At 45.3% G+C, this 26,981-nt stretch carries 31 protein-coding genes; 10 read left to right on the top strand and 21 right to left on the bottom strand.

Annotation, left to right across the window (positions count from 1 at the left end; genetic code table 11):
- Positions 1 to 140 precede the first annotated feature (140 nt).
- Positions 141 to 278, top strand: coding sequence for a hypothetical protein (locus V513_RS13880; RefSeq protein WP_158309314.1), 138 nt, complete (start codon positions 141 to 143; stop codon positions 276 to 278).
- A 629-nt stretch (positions 279 to 907) separates the two neighbouring features.
- Here V513_RS13880 and V513_RS14350 read toward each other — a convergent pair.
- A complete protein-coding gene (locus V513_RS14350) occupies positions 908 to 1,105 on the bottom strand; it encodes a serine hydrolase domain-containing protein (RefSeq protein ID WP_373561616.1) in 198 nt (65 codons plus the stop codon).
- 175 nt (positions 1,106 to 1,280) lie between these two features.
- Here V513_RS14350 and V513_RS10055 point away from each other — a divergent pair, with 175 nt between their 5' ends.
- A complete protein-coding gene (locus tag V513_RS10055; protein ID WP_099772641.1) occupies positions 1,281 to 2,549 on the top strand; it encodes a patatin-like phospholipase family protein in 1,269 nt (422 codons plus the stop codon).
- 49 nt (positions 2,550 to 2,598) lie between these two features.
- Here V513_RS10055 and rbr read toward each other — a convergent pair whose 3' ends face one another.
- The 3 genes from rbr to V513_RS10040 all read right to left on the bottom strand — a co-directional run bounded on the left by rbr (position 2,599) and on the right by V513_RS10040 (position 5,735).
- On the bottom strand, positions 2,599 to 3,189 hold the full coding sequence (gene rbr, locus V513_RS10050) for a rubrerythrin (RefSeq protein ID WP_099772640.1): 591 nt from the start codon (positions 3,187 to 3,189) through the stop codon (positions 2,599 to 2,601).
- A gap of 153 nt (positions 3,190 to 3,342) precedes the next feature.
- The gene (locus tag V513_RS10045) at positions 3,343 to 4,302 is read right to left on the bottom strand and encodes a cation diffusion facilitator family transporter (protein ID WP_014731758.1); all 960 of its coding nucleotides are present in this window, start codon (positions 4,300 to 4,302) and stop codon (positions 3,343 to 3,345) included.
- Positions 4,299 to 5,735 (bottom strand): alpha-amylase family glycosyl hydrolase, encoded by a 1,437-nt coding sequence (locus tag V513_RS10040; RefSeq protein ID WP_099772639.1) that lies wholly within the window; start codon positions 5,733 to 5,735, stop codon positions 4,299 to 4,301. The genes V513_RS10045 and V513_RS10040 overlap by 4 nt, the downstream gene beginning before the upstream one ends.
- A gap of 141 nt (positions 5,736 to 5,876) precedes the next feature.
- Between V513_RS10040 and V513_RS10035 the strand changes: the two genes are divergently transcribed.
- The 5 genes from V513_RS10035 (at position 5,877) to rapZ (ending at position 11,774) form a co-directional block, all read left to right on the top strand.
- Complete coding sequence (locus V513_RS10035) at positions 5,877 to 6,926, top strand: type IV pilus twitching motility protein PilT (protein WP_014731756.1); 1,050 nt, start codon at positions 5,877 to 5,879, stop codon at positions 6,924 to 6,926.
- Positions 6,926 to 8,008: a peptide chain release factor 1 gene (gene prfA / locus V513_RS10030; protein ID WP_014731755.1), complete on the top strand. Its 1,083-nt coding sequence runs from the start codon at positions 6,926 to 6,928 to the stop codon at positions 8,006 to 8,008. Before V513_RS10035 ends, prfA begins: the two co-directional genes overlap by 1 nt.
- 28 nt (positions 8,009 to 8,036) lie before the next feature.
- A complete protein-coding gene (ybaK, locus tag V513_RS10025; protein ID WP_257212065.1) occupies positions 8,037 to 8,540 on the top strand; it encodes a Cys-tRNA(Pro) deacylase in 504 nt (167 codons plus the stop codon).
- Positions 8,541 to 8,775: 235 nt separating this feature from the next.
- Entirely contained in the window at positions 8,776 to 9,285 is a 510-nt protein-coding gene (locus V513_RS10020) for a zinc ribbon domain-containing protein (RefSeq protein WP_099772637.1), read from the top strand.
- Between the two features lie 1,607 nt (positions 9,286 to 10,892).
- Positions 10,893 to 11,774, top strand: a complete 882-nt coding sequence (gene rapZ / locus V513_RS10005; RefSeq protein WP_099772634.1) for an RNase adapter RapZ — start codon at positions 10,893 to 10,895, stop codon at positions 11,772 to 11,774.
- Positions 11,775 to 11,871: 97 nt separating this feature from the next.
- Here the strand turns inward: rapZ and V513_RS10000 are convergent, their stop codons facing one another.
- Together V513_RS10000 and V513_RS14260 are read right to left on the bottom strand one after the other, a co-directional pair.
- Positions 11,872 to 12,885 carry a phytoene desaturase family protein gene (locus V513_RS10000; protein WP_257212064.1) on the bottom strand — a complete coding sequence of 338 codons (1,014 nt, stop codon included), beginning with the start codon at positions 12,883 to 12,885 and terminating at the stop codon, positions 11,872 to 11,874.
- A gap of 93 nt (positions 12,886 to 12,978) precedes the next feature.
- A complete protein-coding gene (locus V513_RS14260) occupies positions 12,979 to 13,344 on the bottom strand; it encodes an NAD(P)-binding protein (protein ID WP_257212063.1) in 366 nt (121 codons plus the stop codon).
- A gap of 216 nt (positions 13,345 to 13,560) precedes the next feature.
- On the opposite strand from V513_RS14260, the gene V513_RS09995 reads away from it, so the two are divergent.
- Complete coding sequence (locus V513_RS09995; protein ID WP_257212068.1) at positions 13,561 to 13,995, top strand: hypothetical protein; 435 nt, start codon at positions 13,561 to 13,563, stop codon at positions 13,993 to 13,995.
- Positions 13,996 to 14,046: 51 nt separating this feature from the next.
- Here the strand turns inward: V513_RS09995 and V513_RS09990 are convergent, their stop codons facing one another.
- The 7 genes from V513_RS09990 to V513_RS14245 all read right to left on the bottom strand — a co-directional run bounded on the left by V513_RS09990 (position 14,047) and on the right by V513_RS14245 (position 19,206).
- Positions 14,047 to 14,547: a hypothetical protein gene (locus V513_RS09990; RefSeq protein ID WP_099772633.1), complete on the bottom strand. Its 501-nt coding sequence runs from the start codon at positions 14,545 to 14,547 to the stop codon at positions 14,047 to 14,049.
- A 23-nt stretch (positions 14,548 to 14,570) separates the two neighbouring features.
- Entirely contained in the window at positions 14,571 to 15,074 is a 504-nt protein-coding gene (locus V513_RS09985) for a hypothetical protein (RefSeq protein ID WP_099772632.1), read from the bottom strand.
- Positions 15,075 to 15,181: 107 nt separating this feature from the next.
- On the bottom strand, positions 15,182 to 16,225 hold the full coding sequence (locus V513_RS09980) for an ABC transporter permease (protein ID WP_099772631.1): 1,044 nt from the start codon (positions 16,223 to 16,225) through the stop codon (positions 15,182 to 15,184).
- Between the two features lie 329 nt (positions 16,226 to 16,554).
- Positions 16,555 to 17,079: a hypothetical protein gene (locus tag V513_RS14255; protein WP_257212062.1), complete on the bottom strand. Its 525-nt coding sequence runs from the start codon at positions 17,077 to 17,079 to the stop codon at positions 16,555 to 16,557.
- A gap of 97 nt (positions 17,080 to 17,176) precedes the next feature.
- Positions 17,177 to 17,485 carry an HAAS signaling domain-containing protein gene (locus V513_RS14250; RefSeq protein WP_257212061.1) on the bottom strand — a complete coding sequence of 103 codons (309 nt, stop codon included), beginning with the start codon at positions 17,483 to 17,485 and terminating at the stop codon, positions 17,177 to 17,179.
- A 2-nt stretch (positions 17,486 to 17,487) separates the two neighbouring features.
- Positions 17,488 to 17,811: a PadR family transcriptional regulator gene (locus V513_RS09970; RefSeq protein WP_006489979.1), complete on the bottom strand. Its 324-nt coding sequence runs from the start codon at positions 17,809 to 17,811 to the stop codon at positions 17,488 to 17,490.
- Between the two features lie 1,023 nt (positions 17,812 to 18,834).
- On the bottom strand, positions 18,835 to 19,206 hold the full coding sequence (locus V513_RS14245; RefSeq protein WP_257212060.1) for a WD40/YVTN/BNR-like repeat-containing protein: 372 nt from the start codon (positions 19,204 to 19,206) through the stop codon (positions 18,835 to 18,837).
- A 3-nt stretch (positions 19,207 to 19,209) separates the two neighbouring features.
- Here V513_RS14245 and V513_RS14240 point away from each other — a divergent pair, with 3 nt between their 5' ends.
- A complete protein-coding gene (locus tag V513_RS14240) occupies positions 19,210 to 19,362 on the top strand; it encodes a hypothetical protein (protein WP_257212059.1) in 153 nt (50 codons plus the stop codon).
- A 57-nt stretch (positions 19,363 to 19,419) separates the two neighbouring features.
- Here the strand turns inward: V513_RS14240 and V513_RS14235 are convergent, their stop codons facing one another.
- On the bottom strand, positions 19,420 to 19,752 hold the full coding sequence (locus V513_RS14235; RefSeq protein ID WP_257212058.1) for a WD40/YVTN/BNR-like repeat-containing protein: 333 nt from the start codon (positions 19,750 to 19,752) through the stop codon (positions 19,420 to 19,422).
- 510 nt (positions 19,753 to 20,262) lie between these two features.
- Between V513_RS14235 and V513_RS09960 the strand changes: the two genes are divergently transcribed.
- The gene (locus tag V513_RS09960; RefSeq protein WP_099772630.1) at positions 20,263 to 20,463 is read left to right on the top strand and encodes a hypothetical protein; all 201 of its coding nucleotides are present in this window, start codon (positions 20,263 to 20,265) and stop codon (positions 20,461 to 20,463) included.
- A gap of 151 nt (positions 20,464 to 20,614) precedes the next feature.
- Here V513_RS09960 and V513_RS09955 read toward each other — a convergent pair whose 3' ends face one another.
- The 7 genes from V513_RS09955 to V513_RS09925 are packed head-to-tail and all read right to left on the bottom strand — an operon-like array spanning position 20,615 to position 26,941.
- Positions 20,615 to 21,796 carry an MFS transporter gene (locus tag V513_RS09955; RefSeq protein ID WP_099772629.1) on the bottom strand — a complete coding sequence of 394 codons (1,182 nt, stop codon included), beginning with the start codon at positions 21,794 to 21,796 and terminating at the stop codon, positions 20,615 to 20,617.
- On the bottom strand, positions 21,789 to 22,769 hold the full coding sequence (locus tag V513_RS09950; RefSeq protein WP_099772628.1) for an ADP-ribosylglycohydrolase family protein: 981 nt from the start codon (positions 22,767 to 22,769) through the stop codon (positions 21,789 to 21,791). The genes V513_RS09955 and V513_RS09950 overlap by 8 nt, the downstream gene beginning before the upstream one ends.
- Positions 22,766 to 23,737: a diacylglycerol kinase family protein gene (locus V513_RS09945; protein WP_099772627.1), complete on the bottom strand. Its 972-nt coding sequence runs from the start codon at positions 23,735 to 23,737 to the stop codon at positions 22,766 to 22,768. The genes V513_RS09950 and V513_RS09945 overlap by 4 nt, the downstream gene beginning before the upstream one ends.
- Position 23,738: 1 nt before the next feature.
- The gene (locus V513_RS09940; protein ID WP_099772626.1) at positions 23,739 to 24,686 is read right to left on the bottom strand and encodes a sugar-binding transcriptional regulator; all 948 of its coding nucleotides are present in this window, start codon (positions 24,684 to 24,686) and stop codon (positions 23,739 to 23,741) included.
- Positions 24,683 to 25,516 (bottom strand): PfkB family carbohydrate kinase, encoded by an 834-nt coding sequence (locus V513_RS09935; RefSeq protein WP_099772625.1) that lies wholly within the window; start codon positions 25,514 to 25,516, stop codon positions 24,683 to 24,685. Before V513_RS09935 ends, V513_RS09940 begins: the two co-directional genes overlap by 4 nt.
- On the bottom strand, positions 25,513 to 26,340 hold the full coding sequence (locus V513_RS09930; protein ID WP_099772624.1) for a carbohydrate ABC transporter permease: 828 nt from the start codon (positions 26,338 to 26,340) through the stop codon (positions 25,513 to 25,515). The genes V513_RS09935 and V513_RS09930 overlap by 4 nt, the downstream gene beginning before the upstream one ends.
- Positions 26,330 to 26,941, bottom strand: coding sequence for a carbohydrate ABC transporter permease (locus V513_RS09925; protein WP_180274876.1), 612 nt, complete (start codon positions 26,939 to 26,941; stop codon positions 26,330 to 26,332). The genes V513_RS09930 and V513_RS09925 overlap by 11 nt, the downstream gene beginning before the upstream one ends.
- Positions 26,942 to 26,981 lie beyond the last annotated feature (40 nt).

Genomic DNA, 26,981 nt, shown 5'->3' with positions numbered 1-26,981 from the left:
TCTTCTTCTGGGAATCCTCCGCAAGGTATCTTTCTTATGAACGGCTTGCAGTCTTTTTTGAAGATATCCAGGTCGGACTTTTCCCAAATACTTCCCAACGATCCTTTCTGTTCTCAAGTGCATCGCTGGCTGGGACCAAAATGATTGGGCTCATTCCCAGAAGTTTTTCGATCACAATTCTGGTGAAGATAGAAGTTGGTTTGCTGCCTTCATTGCTATTGGTAAGGATAGCCGCCGAAAGGTTTAGATCGAGAAGTATTATCAGCAAGGAAATCTGACCGTTGGCCCGGCACCCATGCTGCAGACTTTGACGCCTTCAATCTCCTCAACGAACCATCCTAGAGCAACTCTGGAGGCTGGAGAAGCGTCGATTCTTCCCGTGGTCAGGGCCTCAAATGAGTCTTCACTTATGATTCCAGTCTTTTGGGGGACGATTCAGCAAAGTAAAATGCAGAATACTTAAGCAAATTCTCGGCGTTGGTAACGATTCCACCTGCCGGATGCATAGCTCTGTCTATATGCCAAGGTTGTGCAACAGATATCTTCTCCTTCTTGACATGATGGCCGACGGCAAACCGTTCGGTAATGACCTATTCGGGAGAGAAACGGATCTTATCGAGATCGAGAGGTTTTGAAACCAATTCATTGATGGCTTATTCGAAGGGCTTTCCGGTAACCACTTCGATGACCCTGCCTGCGACATAGAAACCGGAATTGCAGTAGGAAAGAATCATTTCCGGGGGGATTGATCTGTGGAAGTGTCAATATGCTGTTAACCATGTTTCCCATAACATTTTTGCCAAAACGGAAATCCTTGAAGTAATCTCCCTTCCCCCGATGATTGTGTAAGAAGATGCCTCATTGTCAAACTCTTTTCGGCCTCTCCGTCCGAGAGCTTGAAGTTGGGTTAATAATCGCGTAAAGGTCTGTCAAGATCAAGTCTGCCGCGGTCTACCAATCTAATTACTGCAAGAACGCCGAACCTCTTAGTTATAGAGGTAATCTGGAAGAAAGTGTCCTCATTCACTTTCAGTGGATTGCTGAGGTTCGTGATGCCATAAGAGGCAGGATCGACAGTTTCTCCGAAGCGAATTCTACATGACAGGCCCGGTATCTTGCTTATGCAACAACCTCTTCCTGTTTGGCCACCATATTGGCAAAGCCGTTTCTCAAAGATTCACGAACACCTCCCTTAGGCATTATATCCGAAGTGTGTTTAAGGGAGACAATCTCTGGAATTACCGTTTAGTCTAATATAGAATTGCAGTGAGGTGACTAAAATGGCAAAGTTGAATCTGTCGGACCTGCTAATACCGATGAGCAAAAGGGTTAAGTTCGAAGAAAAGATAGGGCTCGTTCTTTCGGGGGGAGGAGCGCGTGGCGCTTATCAGATCGGAGTATGGAAGGCCTTGAAAGACTGTGGGATCGAAATTGGGGGAGTTTACGGAACCTCCGTTGGCGCGATAAATTCCATGGCTATTGCCATGGACAATTTCGAAGATGCAAGGCAACTGTGGCTGAAAATCGATTTTGACAAAGTTGTGAAAGACGGCCCCGACGGAAACCTAATCGAAAAAGCCCTCGCTGCCTTGAAGAGCCGTGGTTTCGATCCTGCACCTCTCAGAGAGAACTTTGGTCGACTTCTTAAAGAAGAATTAGTACGAAAGGCGAAAATCGATGTTGGAATCGTCACCTATTCTCTTAGCAATATGCAACCCAAGGAGCTATTCCTAGACGATATTCCAGAAGGAAAGTTAGAAGATTATATACTTGCCAGCGCAAATCATCCGGTCTTCAAGAGAGAAGAAATTGGTTCAGAGAAATTCATCGACGGAGGAATATACAGGAATATCCCTGTAAACATGGCTCTTAGCAGAGGCTTCAAAGAGATTATCATTGTGGATCTTGGTCCAAAGAGAATAAGGGATGTGCTTACCCTCACTTCGCTTAAGAGATTGGAGGAAGTAAAGTATCTGGTTATCAAGCCGCGCGAGTTCTATGGAGACGTTCTCGATTTCGACCCTGATATCGCAAGAAACTTCATGAGAGAAGGATATCTTGATTGTCTAGATGAGCTGGGATATTTGAACGGCGAGGAGTACTTCGTCTTCGCCAAGCATGACGCAATTGCGCGTGCGCTGTTTTCTCTTCCTAAGAAGAAGAAAGAGGAGGCCAGGGTGATCTTTGGAGTTGAACCGTGGCAGAGCGAATCTACTCACCATTTCTATTACGGCCAGCTCATGCCGGTTCTTCAGGATCACTTTGGTATCTTCAATCCTGTTGAAACATGGGTACGACTGCTAGAAGACCTTGCGCGTTATCTTGAACTGGAGAGGCTTGATCTTTATTCCCTCTACAGCTTTACAAAGGAGATTCTCTCAAGTCGTAACGTTGGAGTTGAAGGAAGAAACTACAACGATATTTCCTGTGAAAGCATACTGAACTTCCTTGAATTTCTCGTGAAAAACTCGGATCTAGAAAGTCTTGAAGACCGTGAATTCAATGTGTTTCGGGAAGGGTTCTTGTCATTAACCAATCTCAATGACTAGATGAAAAAGGTCCGGTTTTGCCGGACCTCACTAGCTTAAGGGTTTAGATCTAGTAGTTCTCAACGAAAAGTTCGAAGTAAGCCTTTGGGTGTTTACAAGCCGGGCACTGCTCCGGAGCTTCCTTAGCTTCGAGAATGTAGCCGCAGTTTCCACACTTCCAGAGAACCTTTTCTTCTCTCTTGAATACCTTACCGGTTTCGACGTTTTCCAGTAGTTTTAGATAACGGGCCTCGTGTCTGCTCTCTACTTTTGCTATTTGTCTGAAGCTATTAGCGACATCCAAGAAGCCTTCCTTTTCTGCGACATCGGCGAAAGTTGGGTAGAGTTTGGTCCATTCCTCGTTTTCTCCAGCGGCGGCCGCCTTTAGGTTTTCTTTTGTTCCTCGTAGATCCACTGGATAGTCGGCGTCGACATGTACCATAACGGGTAATTCGTCTTTCATACCGTCGATAATGTGTTTGAAAAAGACTTCCGCATGTTCCTTCTCGTTGTCGGCGGTTTCCTTGAAGATTGTCGATATCTGTTCAAAGCCTTCTTTCTTCGCCACAGATGCATAGAAAGTGTATCTGTTTCTAGCCTGTGATTCACCGGCAAATGCCTTCATGAGATTTTCAACAGTCTCTGAGCCTTTGAGATTCACAATTTCACCCCCGAATATTGGATGAGGTACCGAGTATTGATAGTTGATTGATGACCTGACGAAGAGCTTTTTCAAAACAATTATAGTACAGATTTGATTACAATCACGAATTTCTCTAAAAATGATGAGTTAAAGGTTTCTGTTCATAGCGGCCTATTCCGATTTCTCGTCTTTGTTATTCAGGCTTTCATTAAATTCCTTAGAGGAGTCGATCCCGAAGTTCTCGTCTTCGACATTGCCAGAGGGTTCTACATGGACATGGACATCGTAGACATTTTTGTGATCTTCTTTTATAGAGGCCTCGACTTTTTTTGCAAGAGAATGTGCCTTCTTTACCGACATATCCGGGTCTACTTCAATATCTAGATCTACGAGGTACTTATAACCCATTTTTCTCACTCTGACTTTATGAGGATTTTGAACACCCTGAACCCTTTCTATCGAATCGAAAACTACCTTGTAAATGTCGTCTCCAGGTTTGAGCCCGTCCATCAGCTCGTAATTGGTCTCCCAAAAGACCTCTATGGAGGTCTTGATTACCAGAGCAGATACTGCCAACCCTACGATCGAATCCACTATCTGCAGGCCAGTAATTCCCACGAAGATCGAGCCTCCCAGTACAGATAGCGAGATGACGATGTCCAGTTTCATGTTCGTTGCATCGGCTATGAAGACCGATGAATCAATCTTCTTTCCTATTCCCAGCTTATAACGATATAGAAAATACTTCGCAGCAGAGGAGATGGCTGCCACCACAATTACCAGAGCGATATTCTCAACAGAGGATCCGCCGCTGAAGAGCTTCTGAATGGAACTAACGGCCAGTTGTGCTCCGGCAAAGAAAATAACCATGGATACGATTTTTGAGGCAACGGCGTCTGCCCTTTCGTGACCGTACGGGTGCTGCGCATCAGGCGGCTTGTTTGATACGGACGTAGAGATCCAGGTAATAACCGAGGTCAAAATATCCGTAGTCGAATCTACTCCGTCGGCCAAAATAGCCATACTTCCGGTGAAGAAACCGGTAAGAACCTTCAGCACCGCGAGCGCTGCATTTCCGGTCACCCCTATTATTGAGCCTCTTCTTGAAAGCACCATTCTGTCTTCGGTCATTCAGTCACCTCGATTGCGCTCGAGAAACCTCCAAGGTATCTCTTGCCGCGATACCTACCCAAAGAGCCGTTGATGATCTGAAGATTAGAAACGTCTTCTAAAGCGACACGTCTTTTCCCGAGATTGTGATAAATGTACGCGCTCCGGCTTTCTCCAACGACTCTTAAGATTACCAGGTTTTCTCTTCGTTTCAAGCCTCTCATAGTTGCCAACCTCAGCCAGGAGTTGTTCTTCCTGAATTCAAGTATAGCCCTGAATCTCTCGAAGTAGCTCCCATCTACAGCTTTTTGTGCTTCCAGAGACCTGCCGCTGTGAGGATGATTCTTCCCGAGCGCTTTCCATTCGGTTTGACCTGGACCGTAGCCGTTCTCGAACCACAGGAAGGGTTCAAGTTGCTCTTCGTTGAAATACGTATTGTAGACCCCTTCCATTCCAAGTTCTTCGCCATAATAGAAGAATGGCACTCCGGGAAGAGACAACAAGACCGACATTGCCAGAAGAGAGAGTTTCTCGTCACCGTCCATAACCGATACGAGACGACTCATGTCATGATTTGTCAGGAAAACTCCAGACTCATAGCTACGCTTCGACCTGAAAGATCTATTGAGATCAGTCCTCAAAGACTTCACTAGGAGTTCTGGGTCTCTTGTCGCAACGGAAGTTTTCAAGTTCTCGGCAAGGGGAAAATTGAATCCAATTCCAAAGATCGCGGAGTACAGGTCTACTATTTGCGCATCGTCCCACACTTCACTCACAAATATCGAATTTGGAGAAATCGATCTGCAGTGTGCCGTCATCTCCTTCCAGAAAGCGATGTTTCTGCTGTGCTGGTACTCGCAGATGCCTTTTTCAAGAGAAAAATCGAAAATGTGCTTTGCAGCATCGAATCGGAATCCATCGAATCCTACGGATAACCAGAATGTAAGGACCTCCTTCATCTGCTGCCACAGGGAAGAAGACTCATAGTTGAGATCAGGACTTCCAGGTCCGAACAATGTGTAGACCCACTGTCCCGAGTAGTTTGTCCATACCTGCTCTCCGTCCCAATGTCTCCTAGCCTTCAGCCACTGTTCGTCTTTCAGAAAGAGATACCAGTCTCTGTATGGTTTTTCTCCATCCAAGGCCTTCAAGAACCATTCATGATTTGGAGAGGTGTGATTCATCGGAAGATCCAGTATGACCTTCAAATCTAGTTTGTGCGCTGATGCCAGAAAGTTTCTCAAATCCTTCAGAGTTCCATAGATTGGGTTGACACTAAAGAAATCGATGACACTGTAGCCATGGTAAGATGGCGAATGAAGAATCGGCAAAAGCCAGATTCCTTCAATACCTAAATCCGCAAGATAGTCGAGCTTCCGCTCGGCTCCGATAAAATCACCAATTCCATCGCCATTGCCGTCACAGAATGACCTCAGATAGAGTTCGTAAAACACTCGAATCCCTCCCGAATTAGTCGGCCGAGTAATTGGACTGACTTACGAGAACTATTGTTTCCCCTTGAATCATAGATCTTACCATAGTTATCGGACAGTGCATTGTGTTAAAATCTTCTCTGTTCCGGGAGGTGTGGCTAGATGCTGATAAAGGAAATTCTGAGTAAAGGTGAACAGATGAATGCAAGCGACATACACTTAACCTCAGGTGAAAACGTCATATACAGGGTCGACGGTGAGTTGATTCAAGACAAACTGTTGACCGACGAAATAATGATGAAGAAGATAACGACAGAACTTCAAGAGATATCAGAGATTAAGTTACAGGATTCGGAAAGTAAGGAGATTGACTTTTCTTTTGGGTTCAGCTCTTTAAGGGTAAGAGGAAACTACTTCTATTCAAATAAGCTTCCCGTAGTCGCTCTGAGGTTAATCCCGAAAACAATCAAGACTCTTGAAGATCTGGGTTATCCGCCGTTGTTCAAGGAATTCTGTAAACCAGATAAGGGCCTCGTGCTTGTTGCAGGACCGACCGGAAGTGGAAAATCGACTACTCTTGCCGCAATGCTTGAAAACATCAACAGAACGAGACATGTTCATTTGATCACCATAGAAGATCCGGTAGAATACGTTTTCGAACCAAAAAATGCCCTGATCCATCAGAGGGAACTCGGATCGGATACGAAATCGTTCTATAATGGACTGAAATATGCATTGAGGCAGGACCCCGATGTCATTCTCGTTGGAGAGATGAGAGACAGCGAAACGATGGAACTTGCCATGACTGCTGCTGAGACAGGCCATCTTGTATTCTCGACAATCCATACAAATTCCGCCGCTACCACACCCGAAAGAATAGTGGGAGTCTTTCCGCCTCATCAGCAGAACCAGGTAGCTATGCAGCTTGCCAATACTCTGCTGGCGGTAATATACCAAAGATTGCTCAGGAGGAGGGACGGTAAAGGAAGAATCGCGGTTATCGAGATAATGGTAGTGAACCAGGCTATCCGAAATCTTATAAGGGAGCAGAAATTCCACCAAATAGAATCTATGATGCAGGCCGGGATAAAGTATGGAATGGTCACCTTTGATGATGCGTTGATGGATGTTTTCAAAAAGGGAATAATCGACAAGGACCAGCTTCAGGATTACGCAAGGGACCCCAATGCAATGCTCAGGAGGGCCTTCTAATGGATTTAGGCAAGATAATGGAAGTCTTCAGGGAGAGATTCAAGGAGGTCGAGAAGGAACTCTCAAAACCCGAAGTTGCTTCAGACCCGGACAAGCTTATGGAATACGGGAAGAAACATGCAGAGCTCTCTGAGATCATTAATCTTTATAGCGAAATAGACTCGATGAAGGGCGAACTTGAGGAATGGCATGAAATGAAGGCTACCGCAGAAGAGAACGAACAGGAAGTGATCGCGAATACAATATCCGATCTCGAGAACAGAATCGCAAGAAAGGAGCTTAATCTAAAGGGACTTCTCGTCCCCGATCTAGCAGATGAGAGGAATATTATTATTGAGATAAGGGCCGGTACAGGTGGAGAAGAGGCTGCGTTGTTCGCTGCCGATCTCTTCCGAATGTACACCAGATATGCAGAACGAAACAACTGGAAATCGGAGATAATCGATTCAAATGAGACGGATATCGGTGGATTCAAGGAAGTCATCTTTCAGATAAGAGGCAGAAGCGTATTCAGTAAACTGAAGTATGAAAGCGGAGTCCACAGAGTCCAGAGAGTGCCGACGACTGAATCGGGGGGAAGAATCCACACGTCTACTGCGACGGTAGCGGTGCTTCCAGAAGTAAGCGAAACAGAGGTCAAAATCGACCCTGCCGATCTCAGAATCGACACGTATCGCTCTTCAGGCGCCGGAGGCCAGCACGTAAACAAGACCGATTCCGCCGTAAGGATAGTCCATGAGCCTACAGGAATAGTGGTTGCCGTGCAGAAAGAGAGATCTCAGCATCAGAATAAAGCTAGAGCGCTCGAGATTCTACGTGCAAGGCTGTATGAAATGTACAGTTCTAAAGCAGAGAATGAGATTACTGAGGCAAGAAGGACGCAAATCGGTACCGGTGAACGAAGCGAAAAGATAAGAACTTACAACTTCCCTCAAAACAGGGTAACTGATCACAGGATAAATTTTACAAGCTACAGACTTCTTTATGTGATGGACGGAGATCTCGACGAGCTCGTGACGGAACTTTCCGCTGCAGATATAAACAAGCGGCTGGAATTACTTCACAAGAAACTGATCGGTTAAAACAACTTCAGTTCCAATGGAGAATCGAATGAAAAGCAAAAAGCCTTTAAAGACAAATGCCACTAGAATCTTGGATGGGCTTGGGATTGAATATGAGATTCTAGAATACGAAGTCGACGAACACGATCTGAGTGCCGAGAATGTTGCATCGAAGCTGGGCTTGTCCCCTTCGCGAACCGTGAAAACTATTGTCTTGAAGGGTGACAGAAGCGGGGTCTTTGTCTGTTGTCTCGGCGGTCATAGAGAGATCGATATGAAGAAGCTTCCAGAGATCACGGGTGACAGGAATATCGAGACGGTTTCTTCAGAAAGTCTCCTGACGCTTACAGGATATGTGAGGGGAGGAGTGTCGCCTCTCGGGATGAAGAAGAGCTTCAAGATTCTCGTTGATAAAGAAGTTTTGAATGAAGAAAAGATATCCGTGAGTGCTGGCAAACGAGGTCTTCAGATCTGGTTGAGACCGACTGACCTTGTCTGCGCAACTAATGCCAGTGTTGTCGCCTTTTCCAAAGAAAAGCATCAGACGTTGTAATGGTATCCGAACAATGCTTCTTCAAATCTTGAAAAGTATTACAAGGACCGAGACCAAACCAAAGAAAAGCGCCAACAACAACAAAACAGTAGTAATTTCCAAATCATTTCTCTCCCTTCAGATTTCTGTCAATCAATTCTACAATTTCCCAGGTGCTCAGAGAAGGGGTTAAGATTGATCTGTTCTGCAAGTACTGAAAGGCATTGTAAAATTGAATATAAAGGACGGTGATAAAATGTATATCCGCTCTGGTGATCCAGTGAGAACAATAATAAAAATTGTCGGTGGAATAGTGTATGTTGTTGGAATAGGTTTGATAATATTCAGTTTTGCCAGTTTCTTTCTTGCTCCTTACTTGAGTCTGGTCTTCGGTGGCGTGATTGTGTTTCTGGTACTGGGTTTCATTGCGACGACACTGGGGAGAATGCTTCTTGCAATGGCGAAGACAAAGAGCTTCTCCGGCCCCGTAAGTGAACAGGAACCGGTTAGAGGTCGAGAGCTTAAGGAAGATAAGACCTATGACTACACATTTGTCTCAGATAGAGAAGCGAGAATTGAGAAGACCAAGAGCAAGAGTTATTCCAGATGTCCCGAATGCGGTGCGGAAAATGAGGACAATGCAACCAAATGCTCGAACTGCGGCGCTTCTCTTGTAGGTTACAAGAAATGCAGTCTTTGCTACATGCTGAATAAGAAAGAGAATCGATTCTGCAAGAACTGCGGACACGATTTCACGCTTGACTGAGTTAAGAGAGCATACCGCCCTGCCGGGTATAAGAGCCGTCCTTTGAGAAAACGGTTCTTCGTTCTGACGCTACGCGTCCAGGTTCTTGGTTCTTCGTCAGGGATTCCGTCCACCGAGAGGATCAAAACCAGATCCCGAAACAATTTCGGGATGACAGTGTATGGAGATTTCAAAACGTCGCATCCCGTCATTCTGAACTTGATTCAGAATCTCTCGTTTTTTCGTTTTGACCAAGAACGAAGATGTTTTATTTGGAGGACGGTTAACCGTCCAACGGAGAACCGGTTTCACTTCGATCTTTCCGACCACTAACCTCCTACCACCAACCACGGTTCCTGAAAAAACCCAGATCCTTAACAGGAGCGCTTCAGGATGACGAAATAAGTTGGTTCTGATCAGATGGCTTTGAATTGCTTCTTTAGGACTGGGTCAATCTCTTTTTTGCTCCTGACCAACCCCCAACCTCCTACCTCCGACCACTTGCGTACGCCCAGATCCCGAAACAAGTTCGGGATGACCCTGAACAGAGACCCCAAACAGGAGCCCTGAACAAGAGCATTTCAGGGCAGGCTCTACGGGATGACAATCTTAGGTGATTCTGTAGGGGCGAACGGCGGTTCGCCCGAAGAGGAAGCCCTCTCAAAGACGCAAGGCCTGTTTCGCGGGCAGAAGAGCCTCTTTAAAGAAACCGTTGAAGCCGAAGACTACGTTGCCCGTCCACGGTCCTCCTTCCTCCGAGAAGATTACCCGAAACGTGGGGACAGGTTTTCCGGTGTCCCCCCCTAGTGCATCTTGCATTTGCTGTTGGCTCTCACGGAGAACCATTCAACGGCCAACCAGTCCCTTTGCTCTATCCAACCCCCAACCCGCTATCCCCAACCACGGAAAGCACCAGATCCCGAAACAAATTCGGGATGACAGTGTTAGGCGATTACGAAAACGTCACATACCGTCATCCTCAAGAAACCCGTCCTTCGGGAAGAACGGTTATTCGTTCCCACGCTGTGCACCTAGGTTCCTGGTTCTTTGTCCAGAATTCCGTCATGAACTCGTTTCAGCATCCCGGCAGGCTTACCGAAAACATCACATTCCGTGACAGCGTCCTGTAATTCTTAAGAACACACCAAACCGTCATTCTGAACTTGTTTCAGAATCTCGATGCTCTCTTCTTGAATGTCAGTAACGAGCTTACTTCATCGTCCTTTAGAAAAAGGTTTTCTTCTTCTCCTTACAACTTGCATCTTGGAACTTGCAACCGTTCTTTTCTGAGAACGGAGAACCGCTCAACGCTCAACCAGTTTCTCTTGATCTTCCGACCCCAACCACGGCTTCTCGAAAGACCAGATCCTGAACAGGAGCGCTTCAGGATGACGAAATAAGTTGTTTCTGATCAGATGGCTTTGAATTGCTTCTTGAGGACTGGGTCAATCTCTTTTTTGCTCCTGACCAACCCCAAACTGCTACCCGCAACCCCGGTCTTCACAAGAGACAGCCCCTTCGACATTGATCTCTAAAGTAGAATTCTTCCAGATTATTGTATAATTTGATTAATGTAAACATTATCTCTTTCTTCATTAGTATTTGCCATTTGGGCGGTGATGCTACGAATGTCTTCAAACATATTTGTTGTAACCGGTATGTCCGGAGCCGGAAAGTCATCGGCAATCGATGTACTTGAAGATTTCGGGTTCTTTTGTATGGACAATGTTCCACCTTCAATAATCGAGGAACTTGTAAACATTATCGGTGCACAAGAAATCGACAAGAGTGCGGTTGTTATCGATATCCGTACGGCCAAGAAATTTGGCGGTATTGATGAAGTGAATCAAAGCCTCAGCTCACTGAAGCAAAAAGGACTGGGTATTGTTTCAATATTCCTCGATGCAGAAGATGATGTACTTTACTACAGATACCAGAAGACCCGTAGAGCCCATCCCCTGCAGGAAGAGACAGGTCTCGAAGAAGCAATTCAGAAGGAAAGAAGCATTATGGATCCATTCAAAAAGAACTGTGATCATGTGATAGATACGTCAAGAATGGATATAAAAGAAATGAAGGAGGCAATCGTCTCTATTATCAGAGGGAAGGGTTACAAACTGCCTCCGATGAGGGTTGAGATAGAGAGTTTCTCATACAGTGAAGGGATTCCTCACGATGCTAACCTGATCTTCGATGTGAGATTCCTTCCTAACCCATACTATTATGAGGATCTCATTGAACTGACAGGAATGGACAAGAAAGTGAAGGATTATCTGGAGACCTACCCTGAGATAGAAACCTACTTCTCGACCGTTTTGAAACTCTGCAGGATGACGATTGAAGGTTTCGCCGGAAGCGGCAGAAACTTCATGAAGATAGCTGTTGGCTGCACGGGCGGCAAACACAGATCTGTCTATATTGCAGATCGTCTGTTCGAGGAGCTTAAAACGGACAGTTTAAGGCTCTCACTTGATCATAGAGAGCAAAAGGTTCACAAAGACAATTCATGATCCATACTTTTTTCATCTCTTAGCGGTGTCTTATGAGGTTGAGGAACATCAAGGTGTTTTATTTCTTATGAAAAGCTTTAGGTAATGGAGTTTAATCTCAGGAAGCAGTGAAATTTCTTCTCTCCTTCTTACAGATCCCTTTGATAGTATTCCTGCCCATTGCCGCACAGCCGTAGAGATTTGTTCCACCTATGGAGTGTCCTATCACAAAGAAGTTCTTGAGGCTTTTCAGCGTCATCGGTTTGTTGAGGAATCCTTTGAGGGTGTCTCTCAATCGAAAATCCTCTTTACTCCCGTATCCCCGGGCGTTTGACGTGAATCTCTGTGTAGTAATAGGTGTTGCCACATCGGTCACTTCGACGGCTTCTCCGATACCGGGAATGAATCTTTCAATGGCCTCGATTGTTCGACTGGCGATCATCGCCTTCTCTTCCTCATATTTCTTCTGATCCTTCGATAGCTCTTCCCAGTAAGAATAGTAGGTATCATACATCACTTTAATACTGGTCTTCCCTTTCGGTGCCAGTTTCTTGTCATAGCTGTAGTTAAGAACGTTGATTATAGAGCAGTTGTCGCCTGCAATTTCGATCGGTTTGTCAAGGAAGAAGGAAATGGCGTTTGGTTTGTCTGAAAGATCCATGTTCACACCGAAAGATACATGCAAAGCCATCATCATCCTGTCAATTGGCTTCGAATACATCGAGCGCAGCCGATCGGTGAGGTGTCGTTCATCTATCATTTTCATGAAAGTGTCATACCCGTACGCGTCTGAAATTACATAATTGGCGGAGATCTCCGTACCATTTTCAAGTCTCACTCCGACAACCTTTCCACTATCTTCTATGACTCTCTCCACGGCGGAGTTGTAAAGTATCTCGCCTCCAAGCGAAGTATATCTGTCCGCCACCGACTTTATGAATTCGGCCGAACCGCCGAGATATCGTCCATATCTCTTGCCCGCCGATCCCGCCATCACTCCTAGATTCAGAGTTAGTGGAATGTTTGCCCACCCGTACTGGATTACCGGGAAGAACGCTCTCAAAACAGGACTCTTGAACCTCTGCGCGAATGAAAGCATGGAGTATTTCGAAACCTTTCTATTCTTAATCAATACGGAGATATTCCTCAACCAGTCTCGGAAGCTCCAGAAGCCTACCTCCATAAGATCGGTGTTGGAAAGCCTGCGTATAGCCCTTATGTAGTCTTATATTGGCTTAGAATCCTCTGGTGAGATTCTCTTCATTTCGGCCTCAAGCTTTTCCAGATCGTAGAAGACTGTCAGTTCGTTACCCTTTTCGTCTACCGCCTTCACCAGTTCTTCGGGAAAGTAGATATCGGAAGGCATCGCTCCAATGTCTTTCCACATATTGTTAAGTGGGGTGCCTGGCTTAAGCCCCGCAAGATGACGTATGCAGCCGTCAAATATATAATCACCCTTGCCCCACGATGTACAAAGTCCTCCCGGCTTATCGGCCTTTTCAAGTATCACCGATTCAAGACCATTCATCCGGGCATAACATCCTGCAGCAAGCCCCCCAATTCCACTACCTATAATTGCGATTTTCGACATTTGCACCACCTCGAGAATCAAAAAAACCGGAAACCCAATTCCTCTGCATTGTTGAAAAGTGAACTTATCGAAGCTCCCGGGCTTCAGGCCAATTCTACCACTCCAATTTGAACATGCTCGCTTTTCAGCGCTATTGGTGAATATTGACTCAGCGACCTCTGAAAATTATCTCCGTAGCTTAAGGTAGAATTGGTTGTTATGGAGGTGATCGGATTGATGAAGATAATCTGTGTGTTCTTAGTATTGATCCTTGCGGTGTCGATGATCGGTGTAGATTTCAGTGTGGGAGTGAAGATTCATGGCCATTTTGAGCCTTTTGCGGCCGTAAATTTTGATACATGGCTTCTTGGATTTCAGGTGAAGGCAGGAGTGATCTTTGCTACAGATTCGATCGTACTAGTTCCCGGTCTCTACCTCTACAAAGACATTGCTTCGTGGAGAGTTCACGGTGGCGTCGAGGGTTTGATTCATCTTGGAGAGATGGAATGTCTAATGCTTGCCGGTGCCGGTGCTAGTTATGGATTTAAGACTGATTTCGGCAGAGTTCTCGTGGGTGGAGAACTGGGGCTTCCAATAAGCCTGCCTGGCGACTTCTTTGTTGACGCTACCATGAAGCTGGTGCCGACATTTCTCATTCAGCTTGAATTCTAGAACGAATCTACTGACCCTATGAAATGTCTTCTCGAACTAATGTCCCGCTGGTCAGTTCATTTCAGCATTGGGATACTTCAAGAGCTTAGTAGGGGCCCATGGGACAAGATACATTTCAATATCATCAATGCTGTGCCACCACAGTTTGACCCCTTCTATCTCTTTAGGGAATATGCCTTTGTCGAAATCAAAAACATATGAGGAGTGAAATTTGACATCTTTCTTTTCAACGAAGACCTTTCCATCCTTATCATACGTGACAAAATCAAACAAGAGCATGCCGCTCTCATTCTTGTCAAGCTCCAGTATTACCATCTTTCCAAGCCTATCTTCATTGGTAAGGTAGACGAGAATATCGCCATCTTTGAGCATTCGTTTCTCATTCCTCGAGATATCGATTTTTTCTGCAGTAAGTTTTACACTTAGGTTTTCTACATCCATGAAGTTGATCGAGTAGATATGATTTCTGTAAGCCTCAATCGTTGGATTTCTGGAAAGACAAGAGATTGCCAGCACAGTTACCAAAATGGCCGTTGCAATAGATCTCTTCATCTCTGAACACCTCTTTTGATCTTCTAGAATCTGTAACCTATCTTAAAGTCAAAGATCTTCCCGACCGTCTCGTTGAATTTCTGCAGAACAGTATCGACGCTTAGCTCTATGTAGTAACTGGGACTGAAGTTCATTCCAAACCCAAGTCTTAGAGGAGAAAAACCCAGCTGTAGCTGTTCGCCGAAAGCAAATGTGTGACCGATATCCCCCTTAAAATAGAAAACACCAAAATCGAGTTTCAATCCAATGTAACCATACCATGCAATTCCGGGAATTATTAATGAAGACTTCACTCCTGTATCTTCCGAAAGAGTGAACATGAGAAACGGAGTCGCCACTCCAAGGTACAAAAGTCCTACATCATAGCGCAGGTCAATACCTAGCACATCTACTCCTACGAAGCCGGAAAGAGGAGTATTTGAAAGGGATTCAGTTTTGGCTGCGACATTTATCAATCCTAAAGAAAGATTTCCAAGTAATAAGGACCCGGCGAGCAAAAGACACAGGACTAGAGCGACTTTCTTCATAGATCTCACCCCCTAAAGTTCATTGTACGTCCACTATGCAAGAAAAGAATCTGATTTTCAGACTGTTTGCTTCGCTGAAGGGAATTCTACATGAAGCTCTAATACTATCAATGTGCCCGTGTGCTCTTACCATTATCCCAGAGAAGAATTCTGGGATCTAAATAAGAGTAAATAATATCAACGACAATACTCGCGAGCAGCATTACGGCAGCAATAAGAAGAACAAGACCAGAGAGCGTGAGAACTTCAAAGCTTATTGCTGCTTCCGTAAGCAGCCGTCCGATGCCGGGCCTTGCAAAAATAGTCTCAACAAATGCGAGCCCTGCGAAAAGCGAAGCGAAGAGCTCTCCTCCCACTGTAACTACAGGAATAAGCGCATTCCTTCTTACGTGAGTCAGCATGATGGTCCTTTCGCTCACACCTCGTGATCTAGCAGCCCTTATGAAGTCTTTCTTCTTCACTTCCAGTGCAGTTGCCCGGCTTATCTGAAAGACATAAGCAGAATGTACAATGAACAGAGTCAAAACAGGTTGGATTAGATTGACTAGCTGAGCCAGCAGGATATCTAGACGTAGATTAAGTATTGAGTCGATTATCAAAGAGTTGCTGTAAGTGTTCCAGTCTTTGATAAGAGAAGTGGTCAGGTTGCCAATGGGAAGCCATCCGAATATTGTGAAACTGCCGACTAGAATGAGGAGCGCCATTACATAATCGGGAGTTGCCCATCCGATTATCGAAAGGAATCCGAATACAGAATCCGTAAATCCATCGGGATGCATTGCGGCCCTTATTCCAAGTCTCGAACCGAAGAGTATTATGGGAATCAGGGCCAGTATCAGTAGTTCGAGGCTTGCCGGAAGCCTTACAAGGATCGCTTCAGAGACTCTTGAGCCGGCAGTAAGAGAGTAACCCATATCGCCTCTGAGAGTGTTTCCGAACCACTTGAAGTACATAACTACTGCGGGCCTGTCAAGCCCGTACTTTTCAATTATTCTCTGCTCGGCGTTTGGTGATTTCGAGGCGTTCCCCGTCATATAGGCTCTAAGAAGGACATCAGGCCCCATAGACCAGATCACTGCAAAGACGACAAGCGTGACTACAAAGGCGACAAGCGGCAGGAACATAAGCCTTCTGATAATGAAAGTGGCCACATCGACCCTCCTAGTTTTGGAAAACAACTTATCAAAGAGTTGAATTGCAACTTCACGTCTTTTGAGCAAAGACATTCCCGCTAGATTAGAAGCGCAATTATGATTTTAGCATCAAGGAGAGGGTGTCAGTATATTTAAAGCGCAGGACGGAAGTCCGTTGATATCACAAGTGGACTTATCCAAACAACCTCATTCTGAACTGGAAAGACAGTGACGGAAAAGCCTTAGAAAGAGTGAACGTCTAATCTTCATAGCCTGTATGTTTTGTTTCTAAAAACAGTAGAAAAAAGGGAGAGGTATCACCCTTCCCAGTTTCTAAAGGAGCCTAATCAGTCTGTTCGTACTATCCTGCTGACCCAGAACTTTATCGTCTCAAAGACCAGATCAACAATTACTACAATCGCCATCAAGAATAGAATAGCTACCAGAAGTGGGTGATCTATACTTGCCGGGTTCAAACTCAGATAGGACGCAATGTCTGGTTTGTAATCAGGTGAAACGGCCAGGAATAGAAAGACAAGGCCAAGAGTATTCGAGACGATTTTGCTGAACCGAGAGTAATTGAATATGTTGATTAAGCTGGATACTGAATCTATGACGAGCAGCCCAAAAGCAAGGAATAGTGCAAACTTGAAGGAATCTAACGCGATGATCGCGATCTCCGTGAGCTCTCCGCCGCCGAAATAGAATGGTCCATAAGTGAAAGCAAGAAAGGTTATCCCGGCCCCAACAAGAGAGCCAATTAGCACTCCTATTCTCTTGCCCATTGAGGGTGTCTTTTCTTCTCTTATGAAATATGTGAAGTGGGGAAGCTTTGCCGTAGCCTTTGCCTGCGTCACGAAGTAAAGAATCAAGCTGACAAGTCCGAAGTCAAATATGAAAGTCACTGGAAGCTGTGAGAGAAGGCTCAGTAGGTCCGTTCCCCTGAAATCAAAGATTGCGCCATTCTCGCTAAAACGAAAGCGATAAGATGAGTCCAAGATGAATTGCGAAAAGAATTCCCGTGTACATGAAGAGATAGTTCTTAAGATGAGGGGCGATGATCGGACCGCCTTCATAATACCTTGCCGCAACTTCTTCTGGTGAACCGTATTCTTTGATCGACATCGCGACTGCAGTGACGTTAATTTCTCCGTGTTCCCTCTCTGCTCTTTCCAGTACATGACTTTCAATATCTCTAAGAATCTCATCCGCTTTTCTTGGATTGGTTCCCGGTAAGAACGTTCGCACATCGTCAAGATACTTTTTCAGTCTTTCCATTTTCATTCCTCCCCAACGAAGCTTTTTAGAAGTTGTTCCTGCTCATTCCAAATTCTCAGCAATTCCTTTCTCACCTGTCGTCCAGTTTCCGATACGAAATAGTATTTCCTGGGTTTGTTCTCCTCGACTCTCCACTCGCTCGAAAGAATCTCTCTTTCCTCAAGCCTTCTTAGGAGGGGATACAAAGTGTTTTCGTCGATTGAGAAGTTCCTCTCTCCAAGTGTTTTCACGATATCGTAGCCGTACATTGGTTCGTCAAGCATAACCATGACTAAGAGTTGAATAAAGCCTCTGTTCATTTCAGTTGCCAGTTTGCCTATGTCCATAACATCACCTCTGTACTATGTTGATAATAGCATATAGTATGATACACAGTATTCTAATAACATGATAGTATCATGTGGGTTAAGAATTAATGAAATAGGAGGACGGGAATCTGCAATCTTTCATGCTGAAGAAGGAGCCATCACTGCTTCCTAGCCCAAGACCACAGTGGAAGTAAGGCTGGGCAAGAACATTTCAAGAAGTGATGCCCGGAAGAAAATCCGGGGAAGTGAGGCCGACTTCGTCGGGAAGTGATGCTCGCTGGCGCGAGGAAGAACAAAACATTAGACGCAGTGCGCCGGAAAGCATTGGCGTTCGCAATGCCCGCTTTGCGGGGAAAATACCGCTGAACGCTGTGAAGAACCGTTTTTCGTTAACCGTCCAAGATCGTGGACCCGTCCTTCGAAAGAGCAGTTGTAAGTTATCTGTTCCAAGTTGCAAGGATAAGAACCGCTGTGCCCTTAAAAGCGGAAAACCCGCTGATCGCTGTGAAGACAACGTTGTCCGTCAACGGTCCTCCGTCCCCGCCGCCGAGAGGATCAACACCAGATCCCGAAACAAGTTCGGGATGACAGTGTTAGGCGATTACGAAAACGTCACATACCGTCATCCTCAAGAAACCCGTCCTTCGGGAAGAACGGTTATTCGTTCCCACGCTGTGCATCCAGGTTCCTGGTTCTTTGTCCAGAATTCCGTCATGAACTCGTTTCAGCATCCCGGCGGGCTTTCCGAAAACGTCACATACCGTGACAGCGTCCTGTAATTCTTAAGAACACACCAAACCGTCATTCTGAACTTGTTTCAGAATCTCGATGCTCTCTTCTTGAATGTCAGTAACGAGCTTACTTCATCGTCCTTTAGAAAAAGGTTTTCTTCTTCTCCTTACAACTTGCATCTTGGAACTTGCAACCGTTCTTTTCTGAGAACGGAGAACCGCTGAACGCTCAACCAGTTTCTCTTGATTTCCCAGCCCCCGACGCCGGTCTTACAACTCACAACTTGCATCTTGGAACTAATCTTGGTTTTCACATTCTCTTTTCGGCTATCGAAACATGAGTTAAAGTAACTGGACATTCCTCTGCACTAAGAACTACTTCCCAGTTCTTTCCTCCGTCTTTTGTGCGCAGTATCTTTCCGAACTGCGGGTATCCGGCCGATGAGCCGACAACCAACGCGTTATTCCTGTCGAGAGCATCTATTCCTAACAGAAAGGAATTGCTCGTTCCTGCCGGAGGCTGCTCCTCCCAACTTATTCCACTGTTTTCAGTAAGGATTATCGTATCGAAATCGCAGGCTGCCCAGTAAGTTGAACTATCCAGCATTACCAGAGAGTTTAGGTCTTTAGCGAAAAGAGGACCTCCCGTAACCCATTGTTTCCCACCATTCGCGGTTACCACATAATGGCCTTGGCCACCGTGGATAACTATGTGGTTTTCATCTGTGGCCTTTACACCTATCCATCCATTGTCATTGTAATTGTTTGGCAGTTCAATCTCTTCCTAGGTCTGGCCACCGTCTTCGCTCTTCAGAACTATGCCGGCTCTGGGAGTTGATTTGTTTCCAACAGCATAAATCACGTCCTCGTTTATTGCATGGATTCCTTGAATAATTTACTCTGAAGCCATTTCTGGAAGGTCACATACTGTCCAGCTTCCACCGTCGTCATCAGAGAAGATTACAAGTCCTTCGTCACCGCTTACCCAAATTCTATCTTCAAAAGTCGAAAGGAAAGAGAAAAAAGAATCAGTGGCAACTTCCGATACTCCAACTATCTCCCAGTCGGAGCCGCCGTTAGTCGTTTTCAGCAATAACCCGTCTGAACCGCAAGCCCAGACTATATTCTGGTCTACGGAAAGAACGTCCTCCAAACTCTTACCTTCAGGCAGGGTGTCGATTGCCTGGCGTGTCCACGTTTCACCGGAATCGTCCGAGAAGTAAAGCATTGCGATTCCGTTTGAGTCTGTCTGCCCCACTACCTATGCGCGGTAATTCTTCATTTTGGGAAAAGGGATGCAGCTGCTCACAAGAAATAGAATCTCCAGAAGACCTACAAATGCTATCAGTATCTTCCTATTCATTTTCTCCTCCTTTGAATTCACTCTACAAGACTAATTGTCGATGCCATGAAGGGTTGTCTTGGGGATAGTTGAAATCTGTAGTCGCATTCTATGGAACGAATCCTGGGCATCCTGTTCATATCGTCTCTATAAGTATGAGCTCTATAGATAAAGACAATAGAATAATAGCACTTCCACCTTCTTGAAGATGTGTTTTATGGAGTTAGTATCTGTTGGGGAGGGCTCACTCTAGCGCCATGCTCATGAAAGTCGTGAAGTCTGTCGGCTGTGAATTAATTATATGGGGTAGTCATGTCAAGAAGATTTATGATTCGAACAGGGGTTTGCAGCCCAGTCAGCTTTATATATCGTTTACCAAACTTAGAGCTATTTAGAGTGAAAAGTGTTCCATTTCCGATCATTTATATTGATGAAAGACTTGCTATGGCCCATGGGAATACAAGAACCGTTGCGGCAACAACAATCATCGAAGGTCAGGATTCGATGGTCGTCGAGATAACAGATGAGAAGCAGGACCTTGAGGCAAATAAGAAATGTATGAATTGGTGCCTACAGAAAGGGATTTTCGCATTATGACTTTGTTTGCAGAATAATTATCCACGAGGATTACAGAATGCTCTGGTACGAAAGATGCGAACGTCTTCACGAAGAGTTGAAGCCGATGCAAAGTAGTACGTAGTGAATACCCTTCCGGACGATTAGTTTAGTTTTATAGCTTGGTCTGTTTCTAGGTCTTGCCTGCCTTTTGTTCGTTTAGTGGTCTTTGATAATCAAGCGTGCTTATTACGAAGAATAATATGGCGACCGCAAAGCCTCCTGCCACAAAAACAAATGCCAGATTGTAGCCACTCAGGGCTATCAAAGAACCTATGAGACTTAAGGCAAGAGATTGAGAGAGCACCATTACTATGTTATTCAGGCCAAAGATCTTTCCCTGATTTGCAAGGGAAACCGTATCTGAGACTATTGTCACGTTAAGGGCGAGAACGATTCCTAAAGCAAAGCTAAAGAGAATCAACACGATCAGCATCAGAAATGGGCCAAGATCGAGGAATCCAGAGTAGAAGATACTCACTAACATGAAAACGCCGGTTAAGATAGAAAGCGCTGTAATGTGCAGCCTTTTCTGTCCGAGCCTTCTGCTCAGTGTGCCAGTCATTATAGAAGTCACGCCACTTACAAGAGTTGATATTCCCATAATCGACGATGCAGTGCCAAGAGACACACCAATATCACTGCTGATGAAAGAGGTCAGGTAAGGAAGTATCCCACCCATGGAAAACCATAAGCCAAACTGAGAGATCATCACAAAGACTATCTTCCTATTAATTTTGAATCTCAAGTCTTCTTCCCTAATACCTACAGTGGCATCACCTACTTGAGAACCAGAACGAAAGAAGAAAATCGGAATAACCAGGACAGCTGCAGAAATCGAAAAAATCACAAATGTGGTCTCTTCGCTTCTTGAAAGGGCAACTCCAATGAACAGGGAGCAGAGAAAGGTTGCTATATTCATAACACCCATCATGAATCCATAGTTTCTGTCCTTTTTGCCGGGGTTACTCACGTTGCTGACAAGGGCAGAGTATGGAGTAAGAAGACTGAATATTGACATGGTGAAAACGACGGCAGCAACTCCCAACAAGATTTCATTGCCTGTGCTAAGCATAAACATGCTGGCAATTGCGATGATGAAGAGACCTTTAATGAAGAACAGGTATTTCCTGTTTCGGTCGCCTAGATAGCCAATTAGCATTCCGGTGAAGATCGTTATAATCATTCCTGCTGAAACCAGGTTTCCAGCCAGAGCAGTTGAGTGAAACTTGCCATTGAGATACGGTATTAGAACGAAATTGAAGATCCCGTAGATAATCCCCACAGAGGCACTTCCTGACAATAGTTTAATCATCTATATCACTCGTTTCCTCTACGTATCTTACATACTTCTGCAGATCAAGATTTTCGTTTGTTTTCGATACTTTCTGAGTTATGAAATGAGGGATATTGTTAGTTTCGCCTTGGAGAGAAGACAGTGCGCCTGCTATTGCTGCAATGGTATCGGTGTCTCCGCCGATTGATGCACCCATCCTTATTGCTTGCCACACATCATCTCTGCAGAAAAGCCCGATGGCAATCGCTGCAACTGCTACGTCTACCGCCTCCATAGTTGTGCCAAACAGATAGTAGATTCTGTCGAGAAAATGGTCAGGCAGTTCGCCGCCGATGTGATCTCTGATCACAGATAGTCTTTCCCCGACTGAAGGTCCCACAAATTCGGCGCAGGAGAGTCTTTCAGACAATCTCGAGCCTCTGATAGCAGCCTCGATAATCCCGTTGGGACCCAGCCCATTTGCTGCATAGTAGTAGGCGAATCCGACTGAGAGGGAAGCTTCGAGAGCGAGATTCGTGTTATGAGTAGGAACTGTACACTCTCTTATTACTTCAACTAGATGCTTTTCACTTTTGTTGAGGCTGCATAAGACTGGAGCAAGCACTCTCATTGGGGCCCCACTGGTAGTGCCCAGACTCTCGAATTCCTCTTTGTTCTTGAAGGCTTCGATTGCTCTCTTAGTGCTTGGCCCTATGTAACCCTTCCCAACAGGATCACACTCGTCGACCCACCTGCAAAGAGCTTCCTTGACCGTCTCTTGTGAGAAGTTTCTTTTCTCATTGTAGAGCTTTATTAAGTAAAGCACCTGCTCTGTGTCGTCAGTTATCTGACCTCTTGCTAGATTCTTATGGATAAGCGAGTGTTCCGGTTCTAGCAAATCACTTACGAAGTCGAACCTGGTAGAGATTTGCCGGCGGGTCATGAATTCCGTTACCATTCCCATCGCATCGCCAACGGTGAATGCTTCAAGTGCCCTGAAAATCCTGTTCATTCTTCATCACGTCTTTTCACGCCAAGTCCTGCCCTTCCATTTGTTTTCACTTCGATTCCCTCGGATGCTGAAAGATCTACCCTTGGATTTCCATCGATCACGCAGAAAGCTTCGAAGCCAGATAATCTTACTGTATCACTGTTAGTTAGAATGAACTGCTTGATATCCGCAGAGACTGTCTCGTCCGGTTCAACCATAGTTATTATCGGTCTTGAAGAGACAATCATTGCCGAGTCACAGCTCGAGTAAGGCAGCCAGCAAAGGAGGCCGCTCACTGCTTTATAGGCGAACAATCCCTTTGTGTCTTTGGGAAATGGAGAGATAATGATTTGTGATGTACGAAAATGAGGTGAAACCTCCTCTCCGTTGATCTCCAATCTGCTTGCTTCTGAAGCGATTGATACAGGTTCTCTTGGTGTTCTCTCATTCCTGTAGAAGAAGTTCGAAGCGTCGATTGTTAAGCTCTTTCCTTCTACTGTCGAAATCAGAGTTTCGGAAATGACCACATCGTTGAATGCCGAACTTATGTATTCTTCTTCGAATACGTCTAGTCCGATTACCCATTTTGGCCTTATATTAAGGAAGTCAAAGTCTACTATGTCAGCAACCGATCTGATAGCAATTAGTGGTCCGCAATTGGCTGTTCCTGAAGCCACACCTGCAACTGGCGCAAGCCTTCCGGTCTGACGCATGCCGGCGACAACATCGGATGCGGTTCCATCCCCTCCGATCGATATCACCAGATTCATTTTCGAAAGGGCGTTACCGGCGTTTACGGTGTCTCTGTAATCGTTGTGGGTCGTCCCCGATCCGATTACTTCTAGATTGAAATACTCTTTCAGGTAAAGATGGGTAGATTTCGTACAGAATAGGCGCAATCCCTCAAGCTTCTTGGCAAGAGTCTTCATGAGATCAAGATCTTTCTCTCGCTTACCAGAGTTTGGATTGTAGACTAATCCGATTCTCATACTACTTCTGCATTCGGAGTATTTGAAGAGCAGTACTCCTATCCGTTACGATTGAATTGATATATCCGGCCTTTATTGACGCATGAATCGCCTGAGCTTTCTCCTTGCCTCCTGCAATCCCAATAACCTCGGGTACTTCCTTCAGCTGATCAAGAGATATCCCGAGGATATTCTCATTTCCGGAAACGCACGGCGCTCCGTCCGCGTTGAAGAATCTTGCTGCTATGTCGCCAACCGCCTCGTGTTTCATAAGGTTAGCAAGGAACTCCTTGTCGTAGATGTTCTTGAAGGCATTTGACAGAGATATGGGTTCCCCTATTCCGACAATGGCCAGATCTAACCGCTTCCACATCTCCGACATGAATCTTATCGAACTGTCTTCAAGCATCATATTTAGAGTTTTCGCGTTTTCTATGAAGGCTGGAGCGAAAAGGTAGTAACGGTTACTGTGAAAGGAATTCGCAATCTTCTCAACAATTGAATTCATCTGATACTCATGACGCAACTGGCCTACGCCGCCGATTAGGGGTATGAATGTTGTGTTTGGAAGCTCCCCATTGAATACGACTCTTTCAACTGTTTCGTACAGAGTTCGACCCCAGGAGATGCCCACAAGTTGTCCATTCTTAACGTAATCTGAAAGAAATTTCGCTGCAGAAACTGCAATTGAGGCGATAGTCCCTCCATCTGCTGCTTCGTCCGCAACGATGACGTTCTTCAGTCCGAATCTCTCTTTCATTTCTATCGAAATCTCTTCGAGATTTTCCACTTTTCCCGAATCAATCTCTATCCTAACGACTCCTTCATTTTTGGCTTTAGTGAGCAGCCTGCTGACTTGGGGTCTGGATATTCCAACCAATCTGGCGATTTCGCTCTGCGTCTTATCCTCAATATAGTAGAGTTTGCATACTTTCATCATTGTGTCTCTATTGGCCATAAGCCCCTTCATCTTAAATCTTTCCTCCCTTCTACGAGGTTGGGTCCAATTGCAGAAACCGCTTCTGCCGCCTTCTTGTGGCCGTAATTGATACTCTGGACAGGATCACCGCACTTCGTGAACTTTTCAATAAATCCTGCGGCAAAAGCATCACCGGCACCCGTAGTATCCAGGATTTCTTCAGCGATTTCTTCAACCTCGAAGGAGCGGCTATTCTTGTTTCTGTCTATCCAGATCGTTGCAGCGGATCCTCTGGTTATTATAATATTCGAAGAGATCTCACTGATCCTTGTCTGAAGGTTCTCTGCTTCTCCTTCCGACAAAATAGTGAAATCCGATAAACAAGCTACCTCAACAACGGAATCGGCTCCAAAGTACAGACCACATCCACCTGGTACATAGACTTTCAGAGATTCGGCTGACTTTCGGAACGCATCAAGTGCGACTTCTCTGAAACTGTCCGCCACGCAAATCGCACTGTATTTCTTTTCGTCGATTACACCACGAAAGAGAGCATGACCTCCAAGGGATATGATTCTTCTCTCTCCATGTGAATCCAGCATTACTAAAGCCTCAGCGCCAGATCCATTTTCCACGACGTAACGAAGATTCATGCTTGACAAAGAGAGCTTCTCTAGAATCTGCTTCGAAGATAGATCATTTCCCGTTCCGAAGTAGAAATCCGTTTCAACGCAACGCGAGAGATTCAAAGCTATGTTTGCTCCTGAGCCTCCGATGAAATCATGTGTGCTTCTTGCAAATACCATAGAGTCTCTTTCTGGAAATGAATCGAGAATCACATACCTGTCGATAGAAGCGGCTCCGATAACAGCGACTCTCATTTGATCGCACCTCTCGTAAGGCCTCCGATTAAATACTTCTGTGATAGGAGAAACAGAAGGATTGGAGGAAGAGCAGTGATGAGGGCGCCGGCCGACAGAGTACCCCACTCTACGGCACCCCCAGTTCCAACGAACCTCGAGAGGAAAACGGGGAGGGTATAATTAGCATTCTCTCTCATGATCACAAGCGCAAAAAAGAACTCATTCCAAGAGAGAAGAAACGCAAACGTTCCAACGGCGACTATCCCCGGAACTGCCATTGGCACAATTATCTTCCTCATTGCCTGAAATCGATTACAGCCATCTATCATTGCAGCTTCCTCAAGTGCCTTGGGAATCTCATCGAAGTATCCCTTTAGCAACCAGCTACAGAATGGAATAGTAAAGGTAGTGTATAGAATAATCAGGCCCAAAGGGTTGTTCTGAAGGGAATATCGGTTCAGGAGAGAAAAGAGACCGATAATCATAAGAATTCCTGGGAAGGCCTGAGAAGCTAGAAGCCATAGTATCAAAAGATTCTTGCCCTTGAAATTAAATCTGGACATCGCATACCCTGCCAGTGTGGTGATAATTATGCAGAGCAGAACAGTGACGAGGGTAACCGTCATACTGTTTGCGAAGTTCCTGCCGAAACTGGTTTCATGGAAGATCTTCGCGTAGTTTCCCAGATAGAATTTCTCCGGAAGCTTCAAAGGATTCTGATAAATGTCGGTGGTTTCTCTGAAAGAGTTAAGTATTAGCATTAAGAGAGGAGAAAGGATCAGCAAAACCACCAAAAACGCTACTATGTTCATTGTAATTACTACGCTTCTCTTAGGCCTCATTTCTTACCTCCCTTATATAGAAGGCAACAGGTAGAAGGAGTATAAGCAAACATATGACGCCGATTGCAGAGGCGTATCCTTGCTGAAAATACGCGAAAGCATTTTGATAAGAATATAGTGACAGTAGCATTGAAGAGTTCCCCGGTCCGCCGTTGGTCATTGAGTAGACTATGTCGAACATGTTGAAGGTCCAGATCGTATTCAGTGTAACAAGGATAAGAATCAGACTTTTCATTAAAGGTAGAGTGAGATAAAAGAATCTCTTGAATACTCCGGCGCCATCTATCTCGGCAGCCTCGTACACATCAGAAGGTAGGGACTGCAGTCCCGCCAAGAGAGTAACGATAACGAACGGGAGGCCTATCCAGATGTTTGCGACTATACAGGCGAAGAGAGAATAACCGGGAGTCACCAGCCAATTAGGAGGATTTGCAAAGCCCAACGTTTTCAGAAAGGAATTAAGTGGTCCCATAACTCCGAAGATGTATCTCCAAATAAGTGCCGATACAACGGGGGTTGTCGCCCAGGGCAGAAGGATCAGTGCTCTGTATAGACCTCTTAGCCTTATGTATGGCAGATTGAGTAGCAGAGCTATCAACATGCCTAGAACAAGCTCAAATCCGACACATGCAGCAGACCAC

The sequence above is a fragment of the Mesotoga sp. H07.pep.5.3 genome (assembly GCF_002752615.1).
GTDB lineage: Bacteria > Thermotogota > Thermotogae > Petrotogales > Kosmotogaceae > Mesotoga > Mesotoga prima.
The sequence above is the reverse complement of the archived record's forward strand: the minus strand, read 5'-3'. Positions and strand labels throughout refer to the sequence as shown.